Below are 17438 nucleotides of genomic sequence, written 5' to 3'. Positions count from 1 at the left end.
CTCTTCTTGCGATGCTCTGCGGGTTGACCGTCGGAACCTGCTGCCACGCCAAACCCAAAATCACGACGTTGCCCGCGATTTCGCAATGGTTGGTAGATTACCAGAAGACGAGTTGCGTCATGGTTCGACGCTTCGGTACCAGTAAAAGACCGGTTTTGCTGAGCATGAGGACATACGGCCCCGGTCGCGATTTCGAAGTTACCGTTGCAGGCGAGATCGCTGCACGGCTGCAGCAGGCGCCGCAATTCGGAATCGCCTATGGCCTCCACGAGCTTTCGTTTCCCAGTCTGCATCACAACGCACGCGCGGGCGCATACGGTCCAGCGGTTCTGTTTTCCAGTGCATTGGCTACCAGGAAGCACCGGCAGGTGGGGGGCCTCGCAGCCGAGCCGATGCCGGATTCTGATTTCGAGGCCACGGTCGATCGGATCAGTCTGGCGACATCGCATCAGACATTCGTTCTCGACACCGGCAGTGTTCTTCCGGTGCTTTCCGCGCTGCGGACTTGCACCGACGCGCTGGTGCGGAATTGGGGCCTTGACCCAGCCGAGCAGGCCGAGCTTACGCGCCTCCCTAAAGTGGCGGACAAAAAATGGATATCCGAGATACTCAAGGATTTCCCGTCTGAACTCGAATATCAGGGCAAGGATGGACGCCTGAACTTGCGCGTCATGGTGGACAAGGCCGGACAACCGACGCAGTGCGAAACGGTAAACGCCTTCAGGAATGCCAACTTCAATACGAAAGTTTGCGACATGGTAATCGGCATGGCCAGATTCGAGCCCGCGCTTGATAGCAACGGTCAGCCTGTCGCCTCGTTCTTTTCAGGCAGCATCGTATACGATAACTGACGCCGCACTCAGCGGCCCCCAGGCAAGCGCTCGAACAGCATGAGTTTCGCATCGTCGCTGACATGCGCGCCGTAGCGCGCGAAGCCGAGGGCCGCCGCTACGCGTTCCGATGCCGCATTGCCCTCCTCGATCATGCAGGCGATGCGTTTTGGACCATGTGCTGGATCGAACCAGCCGAGAACGGCCTCCATCACTTCACCCGCCACGCGCTTGCCCCACCAGTCGCGGCGGACGATCCAGCCCGCCTCGGGAACGTCGTCCATGCCGACATCGTGGCCGAAGCCACGCCACGAATGGAAGACACCGCATGCAGCGATGATGCTGTCTGCGCCATGCGGTCGCACCATGAAGGTGCCGTAGCCGTAGAGCGCCCAGGAGCCCGCGTTGCGCATCAGGCGGTCGAACTGCGGCTGCTTCTCGGCCGAGGCAGGGCCGAGATAGCGGCGGGTCTCCTCGTCATCGATGAGCGCGCACAGCTGGGGCAGATCGCTCGCCACCGGGCGCCACAAGTCGAAACGGTCGGTTGTCAGCAGTGGTCCATCGGTCATAGCAGCCGATCGATGGCATGGATGCAGACCCCGAACAAGCCGCCCACCAGCGTGCCGTTGATGCGGATGAACTGCAGGTCGCGGCCGACTGCGCCTTCCAAGCGGTTGCTTATCGTGCGGGCGTCCCAGCGCTTCACGGTGCCCGAGACGAGGCCGACGATCTCCTCGCCATAGCGCGCGGTGACGCCGACCAGCGTGCGACGGGCGAAACGGTTGATCTGGGCCTGCAGGCGCCGATCGCCCTGCAGCGCGGTGCCCAGTTCGCCGAGCATCGTCGTCAGTTGCCCCGCCAGCGCCGCGTCGGGGTTGCGGGCGGCGTCGATCAGCTTGCGGCGCAGGCGTTCCCAGACCGACTGCCACCACTGGCCGACGGCAGGATTGGCGATCAGTTCACGCTTGGCGTTTTCCACCCGCTCTCGCGTTTCCGGATCGTTGACGAGGCGGTCGGCGAGGCTTTCCAGCATCTGCTCGACCTTGAGCTTCAGCGGATGGTCGGGCTGTACGATCATCTCGGCGAGCAGCTTGTAAAGGCCGTCGAGCACCGAATTGGCGATGCGGGTGTCGAGGCCGGTCAGGCGCAGCAGGCTGTGGGCGCGCTCGCGGATCATGGCGCGTACCATCTCCTCGTTCGCCTCCAGAGCCTCTCCGACCCAGCGCACCGAGCCTTCGACGAGCGGCAGGTGGCGGCGGTCGGCGATCATCGCGCTCAGCATCTGGCCGAGCAGGGGGGCGACTTCCACCCGCTCCAGCTGGCGTGCGAGCCCCGACCGGACCTGGTTGCCGAGCCGTTCGGGATCGAGTGATTCGAGCACGTCGGCGATCAGGTTCGCCGCGCCCGCGCGGATGCGCGATTGGCCGCCGCGTCCCGGGTCAGCAAGGAAAGTGCCGGCGGCGGCCGCGAAGTTGAAGGCGTTCACGCGCCGCGCGACGACTTGCGGGGTGAGGAAGTTGTCGCGCAGGAACGTCGCCATCGAATCGGCGATGCGGTCCTTGTTCTCCGGAATGATCGCCGTGTGCGGGATCGGCAGGCCGAGTGGACGGCGGAACAGCGCGGTTACCGCGAACCAGTCCGCGAGGCCGCCGACCATCGCGGCCTCGGTGAAGGCGATGGCGTACCCCCATGCCGGGTGCGTGCCTGCAACCTTGTGGAGCACGACGAAGGCGACACCCATCGCCAGCAGCAGCCCGGTCGCGAACAGGCGCATCCGGCGGCCTCGATCGATGGCGATGCCCGTCAGCGGTATACCTGCATTCCGGCGGCCCAATGGCAGCAAGCTGGCCCCTTCCTTACTCGGCCGGGTGCGCGTGAGTGGGCGTCCCGGCGTGGTGCTGATCGGGGTCGTAGGTCAGCAGCGACTTGCGCAGCTTCGGCCCGACCCGCTTCTCGAAACCATCGGCGAGGCTGAAGGCTGCAGGCACGATCACCAGCGTGAGCAGGGTGGAGAGCAGAAGTCCGCCGATCACCGTCACGCCCATCGGCGCACGGAACGCGCCGTCGCCCGAGATCGACAGCGCGGTCGGCACCATGCCCGCGGTCATCGCCACGGTGGTCATGACGATCGGCTGGGCGCGCTTGTGCCCGGCGTCCATGATGGCGGTGAGCTTGTCGACGCCCTTGCTCATCTCCTCGATCGCGAAGTCGATCAGCAGGATGGAGTTCTTGGCGACGATGCCCAGCAGCATCAGAATGCCGATGTAGACCGGCATCGAGATCGGCTGTCCGGCGACGGTCAGCGCCAGCATGCCGCCCAGCGGCGCCAGCAGCAGCGAGGCCATGTTGACCAGCGGCGAGACGAAGCGCTTGTAGAGCAGCACCAGCACCGCGAAGACCAGGAAGATGCCCGAGATGACGGCGGTGACGAAGTTGGTGATCATCTCCGCCTGCCACTTGTCCTCGCCGACGGGGGCGTTTGAGACGCCCATCGGCAGGTTCTTCATGATCGGCAGGTTCTGGATCTGCGTCATGATCGGCCCCTTGACCTGCCCTTCGCCAAGGTCGGCGCCGACGAAGATACGGCGCGACTGGTTGTAGCGCTGGATCTGCGTGGGGCCGGCGCCGAAGCGGATTTCCGCCACGCGCTTCAGGGGCACGGTGCCGCCGCTGACGGTGGAGACCGGCAGGTTCTCGATCGTCGAGAAATCGCGGCGCGAGGTGCGGTCGAGGATCACGCGGATCGGTACCTGACGGTCGCTCAGCGAGAACTTGGCGGCGTTCTGGTCGATCTCGCCCAAGGTCGCGATGCGGATCGTCTGGCTGAGCGCGGACGTCGTCACGCCAAGCTGCGCGGCAAGGTCGGGGCGCGGCACGATCAGCAGTTCGGGGCGCTGCAGGTCGGCGGCGATGCGCGGGGCAACGACGCCGGGGATCGCGCGCATCTGCTCCACGAGGGTCTGCGCGGTCTTGTTGAGCAATTCGGAATCGCTGCCCGACAGCATGATCGACAAGTCGCGGCCCGAACCGAACCCGCCCGACTGCGAGGCGAAGCTGACGCGCGCATCGGCGACGTCCTGCAGTTGCGGGGCCATGCGGCGCTCGAACTCGATGCTGGTCGCCTCGCGTTCCTTGGCGGGCTTGAGGGCGATGTAGAGCGTGCCGGAACCTTCGCCCGCGAACTGCAGCACGCGCTCGACCTCGGGCTGCTTTTCGAGCAGGCGCGAGACGCGGCCGCCGATCAACTCGGACTGTTCGAGCGTGGTGCCGGGCACCAGTTCGATCTTGACCTCGCTGGTGTCATTGTTGGTGCTGGGCTGGAACTGCTGCGGCAGGCCCGCGAGCAGCGCGAAAGTGACGACGAGCGCGTAGACCGAGGCGCAGAAGGCGTAGAAGCGGTGGTCGTGCATGCGCGCGATCACGCGGTCGGTGTAATAGCGATACCAGCGGCCAAGCGCCCCCATCGCGCTCGCCAGCAGCCGGAACAGTTTGCCCAGCAGCCAGATCGCCACGGGAATGGCGAGCGGGGAGAGGATCGCGGCGATCACGAAGGCGGCGCCCTTGAGGCCGATCTTGGTAATTCCGGTCTGCAGGGCGGTAAACAGCAATCCGGATGCGGCAAGCCCGGCGGCGATCAGCAGGATGAACGCGATCGTGGCGACCAGGGCATAGGCGGGGTGGAACGGCTGGCGCACCAGCGCGGCCTTGCGGCGGTGCGCTTCGCGGCTGTCGAGCGTCCAGGCGAGGATCTTCATGTAGAGGTCCATGGCCTTGCCGCCGCCGTGCTCGGCATGGCCGTGCGCCTTGAGGAAGTAGGCCGCGACCATCGGCGTGATCACGCGCGCGACCGCAAGGCTCATCAGCACCGCGACCACGACGGTCAGGCCGAACGCCTTGAAGAACTGCCCCGGAATGCCGGGCATCAGGCCCACTGGCAGGAACACCGCGACGATCGAGAAGGTCGTCGCGACGACCGCGAGGCCGATCTCGTCGGCGGCGTCGATCGAGGCCTGGTAGGCGCTCTTGCCCATGCGCATGTGGCGCACGATGTTCTCGATCTCGACGATGGCGTCATCGACCAGCACGCCCGCGACGAGGCTGAGCGCGAGGAGCGAGAGGAAGTTCAGCGTGAAGCCCAGCAGGTCCATGAACCAGAAGGTCGGGATCGCCGAGAGCGGGATCGCCAGCGCCGAGATCATCGTCGCGCGCCAGTCGCGGAGGAACAGGAAGACGATGACGATGGCCAGCACCGCGCCTTCGACCAGGGCCTCCATCGAGGAGGTGTACTGGCCGCGCGTGTAGTCCACCTGCGAGAACAGGCGGGTGACGTGGATGTCGGGGTGGGACTTCTGGATTTCCTTCAGCTTCTCCATTGCCGCGTCGTAGACGGCGACGTCGGAGGCGCCGCGTGCGCGCTCGAACCCGAAAGTGACGACTTCGCGGCCGTTGACGCGGGCGATGTCGGTCTGCTCGGAGAAGCCGTCATGGACGCTGGCGACGTCGGTGAGCTTCACCGAACGACCGTTGCCGAGGTTGATGCGCTTCTGCGAGAGGTCGTAGGCGGTCTCGGCATTGCCCAGCACCCGCACCGACTGGCGCGAACCGGCGATTTCCGCCTGACCGCCTGCCGCATCGACGTTGACCTGGCGCAGCACGTTGTTCAGCGCCTCGGCGCTGACGCCCAGCGCCTGCATCCGCTGCGGATCGACGACGACGCGAATCTCGCGGTTGACGCCGCCGTCGCGGCTGACGGTGGCCATGCCCTCGACGCCGAGCAGGGTCTTGGCGATGGTGTCGTCCACGAACCAACTGAGCTGCTCGATGGTCATGTCGTCGGCGCGCACCGCGAAGTAGGCGAGCGAGCCGCCGCCGCCTGCCTCGATCTTCTGGACCTGCGGTTCGAGGATGCCGTCGGGCAACTGGCCGCGCACCTGGTCGACCGCGTTCTTCACCTGCTGGGTCGCGACGTCGACATTGGTGCCGACGGAGAAGAACACCAGCGTGGTGGAGCGGCCTTCCGAGGCGGTGGACTGGATTTCCTCGACGCCGGGGATGGAGCGGACCGAACCCTCGACGATCTGGGTGATCTGCGTCTCGATCTCGGTCGGGGCGGCGCCGGGCTGCGAGACGCCGATGTGGACGCCCGGAAACTCGACGTCCGGCATGTTGTTCACGTCCATTCGGTTGAACGAGACGATGCCGGCGATCATCAGGCCGATGAAGAAGACGATCGGGATGATCGGATTGCGGATCGACCAGGCCGAGATGTTGCGCATGGGTTCGGGTCGCCCGTTACTTGGCTGCAGTCGAGGGGCGCGGCTTGACCTTGTCCCCGTCGTTGAGGAAGCCGCCCGCGCGCATCACGATCTTCTCGTCGCCATTGAGGCCCGAGGTGACGGTGATGCCTGTCGCGGTGACTAGGCCGGTCTTCACCGCCTGCCGGTGGACGCGGTCGTCCTTGCCGACGACATAGACGAACGCGCCCTTGGCATCGTTCTGGATCGCGGATTCGGGCAGCATCGGTGCGACGACCGTGCCGCTTTCGATCACGGCGGTGGCGAAGCCGCCCGGACGCAGCGCCGGGTCGTACTTGAGCGCGATGCGCGCGGTGCCCTGGCGGGTGGTGTTGTCGATGGTGGGCGCGAGCTGCCAGACCTGCCCGGTGAAGCTCCTGCCCGAGCCGACCGGCGTGACGTTGGCGGCGACGCCGACGTGCAGCTTGGCGAGGTCGTCCTCGGAGAGGAGCGCGAGCAATTCCATCTCGCCGTCGCGGGCGAGGTTGAACAGCACGCCGCTGCCGCCGCTCACCACCTGGCCGACTTCGACGTTGCGTGCGAGGACTAGGCCCGAGGCGGGGGCGACGATGTTGAGCCGCGCATTCTGCGCCTGCAACTGGCCGAGCGTGGCGCGGGCCACGCCGACGCGGGCAGCCGCGGCATCGCGGGTCGCGGTCAGCTGGTCGATGTCGGCCTTGGAGATGAAGCCGCGATCGACGAGCTTGAGGCCGCGATCGAGGTTGGCCTGTGCGAGCCGGGCATCGGCCTCTGCCACGCGGACCTGCGCGGACTGGCTGGCGGCGGACTGTACCTGCACCGAACGGTCGATCACCGCGAGGACCTGGCCCTTTTCGACCCAGTCGCCCGCATCGACGCGCACTTCGCGTACTTCGCCGCCTTCGCCGACCGAACCCACCGGCATCGCGCGGCGTGCAGCGAGCGATCCGGTGCCGGTGATTTCGCCGGCAACGCTGGAGCGGCCCGGCACGACGACCGAGACGACGGGAACCTGCGTGGTATCGGCACCGGCGGCATCGGCCGCGTCGCCCTTGTGGAGCACGAACCACAGCGCGGCCGCCAGCAGCACGACGGTGACGATGACGAGCACGATCACCCGGCGCGAGCGACGGTCCAGGGCATCGTCCCTGTCGAGCGACGTTCCCGTCGCGTCGAAGACGTGAGGTTCGTCTGCCTGCCTGCCGACCTGAGAGGGGCCGGCTTCAATCTTGCCATCGTAGTTCATCTGTTCACCGCACGCATGCACGCGCCCCCGGGCGGCGTGCTCTCCCGCCGCATCGTCCGCCCTTGTGCCTGTATTCAGGCGGGGCTGCCGATATGGCTTAAACCGCTGGATTCATATACTCGCGGGAACAGGGTGGCAACGCGAACCGGGTTTCACGTCGACAGGCATCGACGAACGACTTCATTGCGCCAGTCTGGCCAGGTAAATGCGTTTTATTGCGTCGGAACGTGAAAAGGCGACCGTGAAGATGCTCCACGGCCGCCTTTGGACTTGGTTGACGAAGTTAGAGAGTGCTCAGAACTTCTGCTGGCGCTCGTAGAGATCGCGGTAGTGTTGGATTCGTGTCACACGCAGGCCCTGCATGCCCGAACGATCGACGGCGCGCTGCCACGAGGCGAATTCCTCGAGCGTGAGGCAATAGCGCTCGCAGACTTCGTCGATCGTCAGCAGGCCGCCGTTGACGGCGGCGACGACTTCGGCCTTGCGGCGCACGACCCAGCGCGTGGTGTTTGGGGGGGGGAGGTCGGCAACCGTCAGCGGCTCGCCGAGCGGGCCGATCACCTGTGCCGGACGGATTTTCTGGTTCTCGATCATCTTTACCCTCGTTCGCCGCTATCGTTCACATCGGCGACTGGAGAATCCTTGCCTCCAACGGGCTTGCCATTGCTTGAAGCATCAAGGTTAACGTTTCTTGAGCATTCTTCGTAAGCATTAAGAGCCGAGGCGGCGCACCCGTCGAAGCTGCCGCGCAGCCGAAGCCGCGTGGCTGCCGCGTCCTCTCCCAGCACACCGAGCCGGTCGTGCGTGGCGAAGAGGCGGGAGCGCAGCGCCTGCCAGTCGATCATTGCGGGATCGGCGGGGAGGTGCCCTTCGGAAAGCCCGTCGCAGCCCGGAACCGCAGGTATACCTGCGGTGCGACCCGGAGCGTCCCCTGTACTGGGCCCTGTATCGGGGGTCATGTGATGTGGTGCGACGTTCATGATGCAGGCCCTATAACCCGCAGGTGGTCAAGGGATCGTAAAAGCCCTTTTTACCCTTTCTTCACGATGGGAAAGGGAGCGAAAAAGGCGGAGGATAGGAATCCGGCGCGCTTGGCTGTATGTGCGCCCCCACCATGACCGCGTTTTCCGATCTTCTTTCCGAGCTCGACCCCGCCGAACTGTTCCAGCTTGCCGAGCCTCTGTCCGCCCGCCGCATTGTCGTGGCTATGTCCGGGGGCGTGGACAGTTCGGTCGTCGCCGCGCTTGCCGCAGCCAGCGGCGCGGAAGTCATCGGCGTGACGCTGCAGCTCTACGACTACGGCGCCGCGACCGGCCGCAAGGGCGCGTGCTGCGCCGGCGACGATATTCGCGATGCGCGCGCCGTCGCCGACCGCCTAGGCATCGCCCACTACGTCTTCGATCACGAGAGCGCCTTCCGCGAGGAAGTGGTCGAGCGCTTCGCCGACGACTACCTCGCCGGGCGCACGCCGATCCCCTGCATTCGCTGCAACATGGGGCCGAAGTTCACCGACCTCCTGACGATGGCGCGTGAACTGGGCGCGGATTGCCTTGCCACCGGGCACTACGTGCGCCGGGTGATGGGCGCAGCGGGTTCGGAACTGCACCGCGCCCTCGATCCGGCGCGCGATCAGAGCTACTTCCTTTACGGCACCACCGAGAAGCAGCTGGATTTCCTGCGCTTTCCTCTCGGCGGCCTGCCCAAGACCGAGACGCGCCGTCTGGCCGAAGCGGCGGGCCTGCGCGTCGCCGCCAAGCCCGACAGCCAGGACATCTGCTTCGTACCCGATGGCGACTACGCCAAGATCGTGCGCGCCGTCCGTCCCGAGGGCGAGGCACCGGGCGAGATCGTCCATGCCGAGACCGGCGCGGTGCTGGGCAGCCATCGCGGCGTCATCCACTACACCGTGGGCCAGCGCCGGGGCCTCGAGATCGGCGGCCAGCCCGAGCCGCTCTACGTCACCGGCATCGAGGCGGAAACCCGGCAGGTCCGTGTCGGCCCGCGCCGCCTGCTGGCGACCGCCTCGGCGCGGCTGGTGGAGACCAACCGCATCGGGCCGATTCCCGATGCACCGCTGACCGCCAAGGTCCGCTCGCTGGCCAAGCCGGTGCCGATCGTGCTCGACGGCCCGCTGGGCGAGGGCGCGGACACGACGATCCGCTTCGCCGCGCCCGAATACGGCGTCGCGCCGGGGCAGGCGGCGGTGATCTACGCCGGGGAGCGGGTGATCGGCGGCGGCTGGATCGATTCGACCGAAAGCGCGGCTTAACTTTCGTCATTGCGAGCGCAGCGAAGCAATCCAGAGCGGCTCAATGCTGCCCTGGATTGCTTCGCTGCGCTCGCAATGACGAAGTGTGCTTAATCCTGCCACGGCTCCAGCCGGCACCCGCGGGCGGGATCGAAATCCGCGCTCTGCTTCGCCAGCAGCGGCACCGAGGCCCTGACCGTGCGCGTATCGGCATCCTCCGACAGCGACACCCAGCGCCCGGCGCCCGCGAGTCCCGCCACCTTGAGATCGCCCTCGCACAAGTCCATCGGGCGCTGCGATACGAACCGGCAGACGCAGCCGATCCGTGCGCCATAGGCAGCGCCCACCAGCGCTTCCTCGCGCAGGCCGCGCCACATCCAGCCGAGCCCCAGTACGGCGGCCAGCAGCACGAGCAGAATCACGTTGCGTTTCCACCGCGAGGGCTGCCGCGTCGGGTAGGCCCCGCCTGCGGCCTTGTCCCCCGGTCCGGGTTGCCCGGATGTTGCCATTCTCAAACGCCTCGCACATGACCGGCGCGCCATGTCGGTGCGCCGTCCCCCCCTTATCGCCGCGATGCTGATGCTGCCAGCCCTGTGGGGCTGCGGCTCCGGCGCGCCCGAAGGACCGCCGCCGCCGAGCACCGAATCGCTCGCCGCGATCAAGGATGCTGGCGGCGCCCCGCGCGAATCGCTGGGTCGGACCATCGACCGCCTGTTCGACGACGAGGCGGTGGGCAAGACCGACGCCCTCGTCATCCTCAAGCGCGGCTCGGTCGTGGTCGAGCGCTACGGCGAGGGCGTGAAGCCCGATTCGCGCCTTCCCGGCTGGTCGGCGGGTCAGTGCGTGACCGCGCTGATGATCGGCCAACTGGTCAGCGACGGCCGCCTGCGCCTCAACGAATCGGCCCCTGTGCCCGAATGGCAGCGACCCGGCGACCCGCGCGGCGTCATCACCTTGCGCCAGCTCCTGCAGATGCGCTCGGGCCTGCGCCACGTCGAGACGACCAGCGCCGGAACCGGCCGAATCGAGGACGAATCGGACCGCATGCGCATGCTGTTCCTCGATGGCCGCGACGACATGGCCTCCTACGCCGAGGCGCAGCCGCTCGAGGCCCCGGCGGGCAAGATTTTCGTGCATTCCTCGGCCAGCGCGGTGATCCTTTCGGACCTTGCCGCGCGGGTGCTCTCGCCGGACCACGATGCGCTGCGGCGCCGGGCGGCGGTGAGCGACTACTTGCGCAACCGCGTGCTGCAGCCGATCGGACTGGGCTCGGCGATCGTTGGTTACGACCGGGCGGGGACGATGATCGGCTCGGGCATGATCGCCATGACCGCGCGCGACTGGGGCAATCTGGGCGAGTTCATCCGCCACACCGGCTCGGTCGGCGGCGCGCAGATCCTGCCGCGCCGCTGGATGCAGTTCATGCTGGAACCAAGCCCGCGCGAGCCGGGCTATGGTTCCGGCGTGTGGCTCAATCGCGGGGAGGCGAGCGACGGCGCCCGCCTTTGGCCCGGTGCGGCGGAGAAGGACGTCTTTGCGTGCCTGGGGGACTATGGGCAGTTCGTGATCGGTTCGCCCGGGCAACTGCTGACGGTCGTGCGCATCGGCCACAGCGACCCGGCGCAGGCGCGCGAGGTACATGACCGGCTGGGCGCGTTGCTGGCACTGTTTCCGAAGAATTGAGGGGCGCGTATCGCTCAGGGGGCTTCGACAAGCTCAGCCTGAGCGGAAACACCCATAGTCTGAAAATCCGCTCAGGCTGAGCTTGTCGAAGCCCCCCGAGGCAAGGCGTGACCTCAGACCGTGAAGCTTTCCCCACACCCACAGGCGCCCTTGGCATTGGGGTTGGCGAACACGAAACCGGCGGTGAAATCGTCCTCCACCCAGTCCATCGTGCTGCCCACGAGGTACAGCACCGAGGCCCCGTCGATATAGAACAGGCCGCCGGGGGTCTCGATCTTCTCGTCGAACTTGGCTTCCTCGGTCACGTAGTCGACCGAATAGGCGAGCCCCGAGCAGCCCCGACGCGGGGTGGACAGCTTCACGCCGATCGCGCCTTCGGGCGCCTCGCCCATCAGCTTCGCGATGCGGGTTTCCGCGTTCGGCGTCAGGATGACGGCGGCGGGGCGGGCAGGGCGGGTCTTGGTGGTGGTGGTTTCGGTCATGAGAGCCTCTTCTGCCAGAACAGCGCGTGTCCGGTTTCGGGGTCGAGCTGGTAGTCGCCGTAGCCCAGCGATGCGTAGAGTTCCTTGGCGCGCTGGTTCCCGCTCAGCACTTCGAGCGTGATCTTGCAGGCGCCGCGCGTACGGGCCTCGACCTCGATCGCGGCGAACAGGGCGCGGGCGATGCCCTTGCCGCGATGGCCGGGGGCGACGGCGATGTCGTGGATGTTGACCAAAGGGCGCGCCGCGAAGGTCGAGAAGCCGGTGAAGCAGTTGGCGATGCCCACCGCCTCGCCGTCGATTCGCGCGAGCAGGACAAAGGCGCCGGGCACCTGTGCCAGAGCCGGCACCAGCCGTTCGCGCACGTCGTCGGAGAGCGGCTCGCCACCGCCCATCGGATCGCGCGCATAGACGTCGAGCATCGCCACGATCGCCGCCGCGTCGGCAGGATCGGCGAAGTCGGCGCGCGCGATCGCAAGGTCAGGGGCGAGAGTATCGCTCACAGCATTCCCAGTTCCAGCTTGGCCTCGTCGGTCATCTTGGCCATGTCCCACGGCGGATCCCAGACGAGGTTCACTTCGCAGTCGCGCACGCCGGGCACCGCCGAGACGCGCAGTTCCACTTCGCCCGGCATCGATTCGGCGACCGGGCAATGCGGGGTGGTGAGCGTCATGATGACCGACACCGACGCCTCGGGCGAAACCTCGACGCCGTAGATCAGGCCGAGGTCATAGATGTTCACCGGGATCTCGGGGTCGAAGATCTCCTTCAGCGCGTCGATCACGCCGTCGTAGATCGCGCCGCCGGGGTCGGAAGGGTCGATCCCCTGCGGCTTCTCGGCGAGGAACCCGTCGAGATAGTCGCGCTTGCGTTCCTCCGGAGGGGGCACGGCATCGTCCACGCGCGCACGCGGAGCGGGGGGAGCCGCATCGACTTCCTCTACGCTGAATGCAGGCTTCTGGTCACTCATCCGAAAATTCTCCTGGTGCGCTCGATCCCTTTCAGGAGCGCCTCGATATCGCTTTCATCGTTGTAGAGACCGAAGCTGGCCCGCGCCGTCGCGGGGACGCCAAGGTGTTCCATCAGCGGCTGGGCACAGTGGTGCCCGGCGCGGATCGCCACGCCTTCTTCGTCCAATATGGTGCCGAGGTCGTGCGGATGCACCCCGTCGAGCGCAAAACTGACGATGCCGAGCGAATCGTCGGGTCCGAACAGCGTCACGTCGTTGCGCTTGCGTAGTTCGCTGCGCAGGAGGACAGCAAGATCACGCTCGTGCTTTTCGGCGCGGTTCAGGCCGATGGCGGCAAGCCAGTCCATCGCGGCGGCCATGCCGATGGCCTCGACGATGTTGGGCGTGCCGGCCTCGAAGCGCTGCGGCGCGGGGGCGTAAGTAGTCTTCTCGAAGGTGACCTTGTCGATCATCGAGCCGCCGCCGTGCCAGGGCTGCATCCCGTCGAGGATGTCCTTGCGCGCCCAGAGCACGCCGATCCCGGTCGGGCCGTAGAGCTTGTGCGCGGAGAAGGCATAGAAGTCGCAGTCGAACGCCTTCACGTCGAGCGCGAGGCGCGGGGCGGCCTGGCAACCGTCGATCAGCAGCTTCGCGCCGACCGCATGCGCCAGCTTCGCGGCGTGTTCCACGTGGAGCACCGAGCCGAGCACGTTGGATACATGGGCGAAGGCGACCAGCTTGTGCGCCGGGGTCAGGATGCGCGCGGCGGCTTCGAGGTCGATCCGGCCTTCGGCGTCGAGCGGGCAGACGTCGATCTCCACGCCGTTTCGCAGCAACTGCCATGGCACGATGTTGGAGTGGTGCTCCAGCGTCGAGAGCAGGATGCGGTCGCCGGGCTGAAGGTTCGCGGCAGCCCAGCTCTGCGCGACGAGGTTGATCGATTCGGTCGCCCCGCGCGTGAAGACGATCTCGTCTTCCTCTGCGTTCAGGAACGCGGCGGTGCGGCGGCGGGCCGCCTCGAACGCCAGCGTCATGTCGGCCGAGCGGGCATAGACGCCGCGATGGACGGTCGCATAGTCGCGGCCCATGGCAGCGACGGTGGCGTCGATCACCGCCTGCGGCTTTTGCGCGGTGGCGGCGGTGTCGAGGTAGTGCCAGTCACCCGCCAGACCCGGGAACTGGCTCTTGAGCGCGAGTTCTGCGGTGTCGAGACTCACAGGATCGCCTCCAGACGGGCGATCGCCGCCGCGCTCAGTTCCTCTTCGCCTGCCGCGCCGGTGAAGGCTTCGGCGATGAAGGCCTGCAGCATCAGGCGCTTTGCCTGCGGCGGGGTAAGGCCGCGGCTCATCAGGTAGAACAGGCCCTGTGCGTCGAGTTCGCCCACCGCGCAGCCATGCGCGGCCTTGACGTCGTCGGCGTAGATTTCGAGTTCGGGGCGCGCGTTGGCGGTCGCCGTACGCTCCAGCAGCATGGCGCGGACCGACTGCTCGGCATCGGTGCCGTCGGCGCCGCGCTCCACCGCGATGCGGCCGAGGTAAGTGCCGACCGACTTGCCCGCCAGCACCGTGCGCACGATCTGCTCGGAGGTGGCGTTGAGGCCCGCGTGGGTCACTTCGGTGACGATTTCCAGCGTCTCCTCAGCCGTAGCCAGCTGCGCCGCGCCCAGTGTGAAGTCGGCGCCTTCAGCCAGCCGTACGTCCACCGCGATGCGGCCATAGGCCGGCCCGGCGGTCAGCACGCGAAGATCGAACTTCGCGCCCTTGCCGAGCGTGATGGCGATGTGGCGGGCGACGGCTCCGGCACCGGTCTCGACGATCTGAAGCGTCTGCTCCGCGCCTTCGGCGACCACGATCTCCTCGGTCACGATCGGCCAGACAGTGCCCAGCGCCGCGATGTCGGAGTAGCGGAAATTCTCGTCCTTGCGGGTGGGGAGGGCGAGTTCGACGTTCATGCCGCCTCCTGCACCACCGCCTCGTAGCCCTCTTCCTCAAGACGCAGGGCAAGGTCGGGGCCACCCGACTTGACGATGCGGCCTGCGGCGAGGACGTGGACGAAGTCCGGTTTCACGTAGTCCAGCAGGCGCTGGTAGTGGGTGATCAGCAGCACCGCCTTGTCGGGTGCGCGCATGATCGCGTTGATGCCTTCGCCGCAGATGCGCAGCGCATCGATGTCGAGGCCGGAGTCGGTCTCGTCGAGGATCGCCAGCTTCGGGTTCAGGATGCCCATCTGCACCATCTCGGCGCGCTTCTTCTCACCGCCTGAGAAGCCGACGTTCACAGGGCGCTTGAGCATGTCCATGTCCATGCGCAGCAGGCCGGCCTTCTCCTTGGCCAGCTTGAGGAATTCGCCGCCCGACAGCGGTTCCTCGCCGCGGCCCTTGCGCTGGGCATTGGCCGCCTCGCGCAGGAACTGGACGAAGGAGACGCCGGGGATCTCGACCGGGTACTGGAAGCCCAGGAACAGGCCCGCAGCAGCGCGCTCGTGCGGTTCGAGTTCGAGCAGGTCCTGCCCGGCGAAGTCCACCGAACCACCGGTCACTTCATAGCCCGGACGGCCGCCCAGCGTGTAGCCCAGCGTCGACTTGCCCGCGCCGTTGGGGCCCATGATCGCGTGGATCTCGCCCGGATTGATGGTGAGCGACAGACCCTTGAGGATCGGCTTGTCGGCGACGTTTGCTGTCAGGTTATCGATCTTGAGCATGGCTTATCCTTCGTCGCTCACGAACGTCCCTGCCGGACGCGAGCCAGCCTTCTTGCGCGCGGAGCGCTTGTCGAAGGGCACGTTGAGTTCGGTGTTGATTTCGCGGACCACGGTATCGACCTGGCCGAGCACTTCCTCTTCCGAGAAGCGCAGCACGCGGATGCCGACTTCGGTGAGCTTGCGGTCCTGCAGTTCGTTGACGTCGGGGTTGGAATCCTCGGCGCTCAGCTGGATCACGATCCAGCGCGAAGGGCAGGCGAAATCGACGATCGCCGAGCCGACGATCGACTGCCGCGTGAACTTCACCCCGCCCAGCTGCGAGCCGGACAGCTTCGCCCACAGCGCCTTCTGCGCCTCGCTGGGGTTGCGGCGCTGGTCCTTGGCGCGCTCCTTCAGCGTTTCGAGGCGCGTGCCGGTGACGGCAAAGCTGGCCTTGGCGTCTGCCTTCGGCCCGTTGGAGGCGAGGCTGATGCCCAAAGTCTTGCGGGCGGCGGTCATGGTTTCTGGTCCTTCGTTATTCATGTCGGGGGAGGGGGTCAGCCCACGCTCCCCTCAAGGCTGATGCCCAGCAGCTTCTGCGCTTCCACCGCGAATTCCATCGGTAGCTGCTGCAGCACTTCCTTGGCGAAGCCGTTGACGATCAGCGCCACCGCCTGCTCGGTGTCGAGGCCGCGCTGCATGGCGTAGAACAGCTGGTCGTCGCTGATCTTGCTGGTGGTCGCCTCGTGCTCGATCTGGGCGCTGGGGTTGCGCACTTCGATGTAGGGCACCGTATGCGCGCCGCACTCCTTGCCGAGCAGCAGCGAATCGCACTGGGTGAAGTTGCGCACGCCATCGGCATTGGCGCCCACGCGCACGAGGCCGCGATAAGTGTTGTTGCTCTTGCCTGCCGAGATGCCCTTGGAGATGATCGTCGAGCGGCTGCCCTTGCCGTTGTGGATCATCTTGGTGCCGGTATCGGCCTGCTGGTAGTTGTTTGTGACGGCGACCGAGTAGAACTCGCCCACCGAATCCTCGCCGTTGAGGACACAGCTGGGATACTTCCACGTCACCGCAGAGCCGGTTTCCACCTGGGTCCAGCTGATCTTCGAACGCGCGCCCTGGCAAAGCCCGCGCTTGGTGACGAAGTTGTAGATGCCGCCCTTGCCGTTGGCATCGCCCGGATACCAGTTCTGGACGGTGGAGTACTTGATCTCCGCATCTTCCATCGCGACCAGTTCAACGACGGCGGCGTGAAGCTGGTTCTCGTCGCGCATCGGGGCGGTGCAGCCTTCGAGGTACGAGACGTAGCTGCCCTTTTCGGCGACGATCAGGGTGCGCTCGAACTGGCCGGTGTTCTCCGCGTTGATGCGGAAATAGGTGCTCAGCTCCATCGGGCAGCGCACGCCCTCGGGGATGTAGACGAAGGTGCCGTCCGAGAAGACCGCGCAGTTCAGCGTAGCGAAGTAGTTGTCATGGACGGGCACCACGCGGCCCAGCCACTTCTTCACCAGTTCGGGGAATTCGCGGATCGCCTCGGAGATCGAGCGGAAGATTACGCCCGCCTGTTCCAGCTCCTTGCGGAAAGTGGTGGCGACCGAGACCGAATCGAACACCGCGTCCACCGCGACCTTGCGCGCACCCTCGACGCCGGCGAGCACTTTCTGCTCCTCCAGCGGAATGCCCAGCTTCTCGTAGACGCGCAGGATCTCGGGATCGACTTCGTCGAGGCTGGCGAGCGCATCCTTCTTCTTGGGCGCAGCCCAATAGTAGGATTCCTGATAGTCGATCGGCGGAATATCGAGCTTCGCCCAGTCCGGCGGGGTCATCTCCAGCCACTTTGCGTAAGCCTTCAGGCGCCAGTCGAGCATCCACTCCGGCTCGTCCTTCTTGGCCGAGATGAAGCGGATGGTGTCTTCGGACAGGCCCTTGGGGCCGTATTCCTGCTCGATGTCCGAGGACCAGCCGTGCTCGTACTCGGCGACGCGGGCAGCAGCCTCGCGCGCGGCCTGATCGCGTTCTGGCGCGATGGGGAGGGTTTCTTCGGTCAT

The 17438-nt window shown here is 66.5% G+C and carries 18 protein-coding genes; 3 read left to right on the top strand and 15 right to left on the bottom strand.

The features are described 5' to 3' along the window. Positions 1-23 precede the first annotated feature (23 nt). Positions 24-851: an energy transducer TonB gene (locus PKE80_RS11405; RefSeq protein WP_271182566.1), complete on the top strand. Its 828-nt coding sequence runs from the start codon at positions 24-26 to the stop codon at positions 849-851. Positions 852-859: 8 nt separating this feature from the next. Here PKE80_RS11405 and PKE80_RS11400 read toward each other — a convergent pair whose 3' ends face one another. From PKE80_RS11400 to PKE80_RS11375, 6 genes are all read right to left on the bottom strand, one after another. Further along, positions 860-1399, bottom strand: coding sequence for a GNAT family N-acetyltransferase (locus tag PKE80_RS11400; protein WP_271182565.1), 540 nt, complete (start codon positions 1397-1399; stop codon positions 860-862). Next, on the bottom strand, positions 1396-2604 hold the full coding sequence (locus PKE80_RS11395) for a DUF445 domain-containing protein (protein ID WP_271182707.1): 1209 nt from the start codon (positions 2602-2604) through the stop codon (positions 1396-1398). The genes PKE80_RS11400 and PKE80_RS11395 overlap by 4 nt, the downstream gene beginning before the upstream one ends. Positions 2605-2686: 82 nt before the next feature. Next, positions 2687-6106, bottom strand: a complete 3420-nt coding sequence (locus PKE80_RS11390; RefSeq protein ID WP_271182564.1) for an efflux RND transporter permease subunit — start codon at positions 6104-6106, stop codon at positions 2687-2689. Between the two features lie 16 nt (positions 6107-6122). Then, positions 6123-7349: an efflux RND transporter periplasmic adaptor subunit gene (locus tag PKE80_RS11385; RefSeq protein WP_271182563.1), complete on the bottom strand. Its 1227-nt coding sequence runs from the start codon at positions 7347-7349 to the stop codon at positions 6123-6125. Between the two features lie 294 nt (positions 7350-7643). Further along, positions 7644-7943, bottom strand: a complete 300-nt coding sequence (gene sciP, locus PKE80_RS11380) for a CtrA inhibitor SciP (RefSeq protein ID WP_008829371.1) — start codon at positions 7941-7943, stop codon at positions 7644-7646. Between the two features lie 2 nt (positions 7944-7945). Then, positions 7946-8194: a hypothetical protein gene (locus PKE80_RS11375; protein ID WP_008829372.1), complete on the bottom strand. Its 249-nt coding sequence runs from the start codon at positions 8192-8194 to the stop codon at positions 7946-7948. Between the two features lie 269 nt (positions 8195-8463). Between PKE80_RS11375 and mnmA the strand changes: the two genes are divergently transcribed. Then, on the top strand, positions 8464-9618 hold the full coding sequence (gene mnmA, locus PKE80_RS11370; RefSeq protein WP_271182562.1) for a tRNA 2-thiouridine(34) synthase MnmA: 1155 nt from the start codon (positions 8464-8466) through the stop codon (positions 9616-9618). Between the two features lie 89 nt (positions 9619-9707). Here the strand turns inward: mnmA and PKE80_RS11365 are convergent, their stop codons facing one another. Next, a complete protein-coding gene (locus PKE80_RS11365; protein ID WP_271182561.1) occupies positions 9708-10019 on the bottom strand; it encodes a hypothetical protein in 312 nt (103 codons plus the stop codon). A gap of 118 nt (positions 10020-10137) precedes the next feature. Between PKE80_RS11365 and PKE80_RS11360 the strand changes: the two genes are divergently transcribed. Then, a complete protein-coding gene (locus PKE80_RS11360) occupies positions 10138-11280 on the top strand; it encodes a serine hydrolase domain-containing protein (protein ID WP_271182560.1) in 1143 nt (380 codons plus the stop codon). A 113-nt stretch (positions 11281-11393) separates the two neighbouring features. Here the strand turns inward: PKE80_RS11360 and PKE80_RS11355 are convergent, their stop codons facing one another. The 8 genes from PKE80_RS11355 to sufB are packed head-to-tail and all read right to left on the bottom strand — an operon-like array spanning position 11394 to position 17438. Further along, the gene (locus PKE80_RS11355) at positions 11394-11762 is read right to left on the bottom strand and encodes a HesB/IscA family protein (protein ID WP_271182559.1); all 369 of its coding nucleotides are present in this window, start codon (positions 11760-11762) and stop codon (positions 11394-11396) included. Further along, positions 11759-12262, bottom strand: a complete 504-nt coding sequence (locus tag PKE80_RS11350; protein ID WP_271182558.1) for a GNAT family N-acetyltransferase — start codon at positions 12260-12262, stop codon at positions 11759-11761. Before PKE80_RS11350 ends, PKE80_RS11355 begins: the two co-directional genes overlap by 4 nt. After that, positions 12259-12729 carry an SUF system Fe-S cluster assembly protein gene (locus tag PKE80_RS11345; RefSeq protein ID WP_271182557.1) on the bottom strand — a complete coding sequence of 157 codons (471 nt, stop codon included), beginning with the start codon at positions 12727-12729 and terminating at the stop codon, positions 12259-12261. Before PKE80_RS11345 ends, PKE80_RS11350 begins: the two co-directional genes overlap by 4 nt. Continuing rightward, positions 12726-13925 carry an aminotransferase class V-fold PLP-dependent enzyme gene (locus PKE80_RS11340; protein WP_271182556.1) on the bottom strand — a complete coding sequence of 400 codons (1200 nt, stop codon included), beginning with the start codon at positions 13923-13925 and terminating at the stop codon, positions 12726-12728. The genes PKE80_RS11345 and PKE80_RS11340 overlap by 4 nt, the downstream gene beginning before the upstream one ends. After that, complete coding sequence (locus PKE80_RS11335; protein WP_271182555.1) at positions 13922-14659, bottom strand: SufD family Fe-S cluster assembly protein; 738 nt, start codon at positions 14657-14659, stop codon at positions 13922-13924. The genes PKE80_RS11340 and PKE80_RS11335 overlap by 4 nt, the downstream gene beginning before the upstream one ends. Then, complete coding sequence (sufC, locus tag PKE80_RS11330) at positions 14656-15408, bottom strand: Fe-S cluster assembly ATPase SufC (protein ID WP_036525708.1); 753 nt, start codon at positions 15406-15408, stop codon at positions 14656-14658. The genes PKE80_RS11335 and sufC overlap by 4 nt, the downstream gene beginning before the upstream one ends. 3 nt (positions 15409-15411) lie before the next feature. Then, on the bottom strand, positions 15412-15906 hold the full coding sequence (locus tag PKE80_RS11325) for an endonuclease domain-containing protein (RefSeq protein ID WP_069709257.1): 495 nt from the start codon (positions 15904-15906) through the stop codon (positions 15412-15414). Positions 15907-15944: 38 nt separating this feature from the next. Beyond that, the gene (sufB, locus tag PKE80_RS11320; protein ID WP_211150716.1) at positions 15945-17438 is read right to left on the bottom strand and encodes a Fe-S cluster assembly protein SufB; all 1494 of its coding nucleotides are present in this window, start codon (positions 17436-17438) and stop codon (positions 15945-15947) included.

This window comes from Novosphingobium resinovorum, from assembly GCF_027922145.1.
Taxonomy (GTDB): Bacteria; Pseudomonadota; Alphaproteobacteria; order Sphingomonadales; family Sphingomonadaceae; genus Novosphingobium; species Novosphingobium resinovorum.
This window is presented reverse-complemented; position numbering and strand designations above follow the sequence as displayed.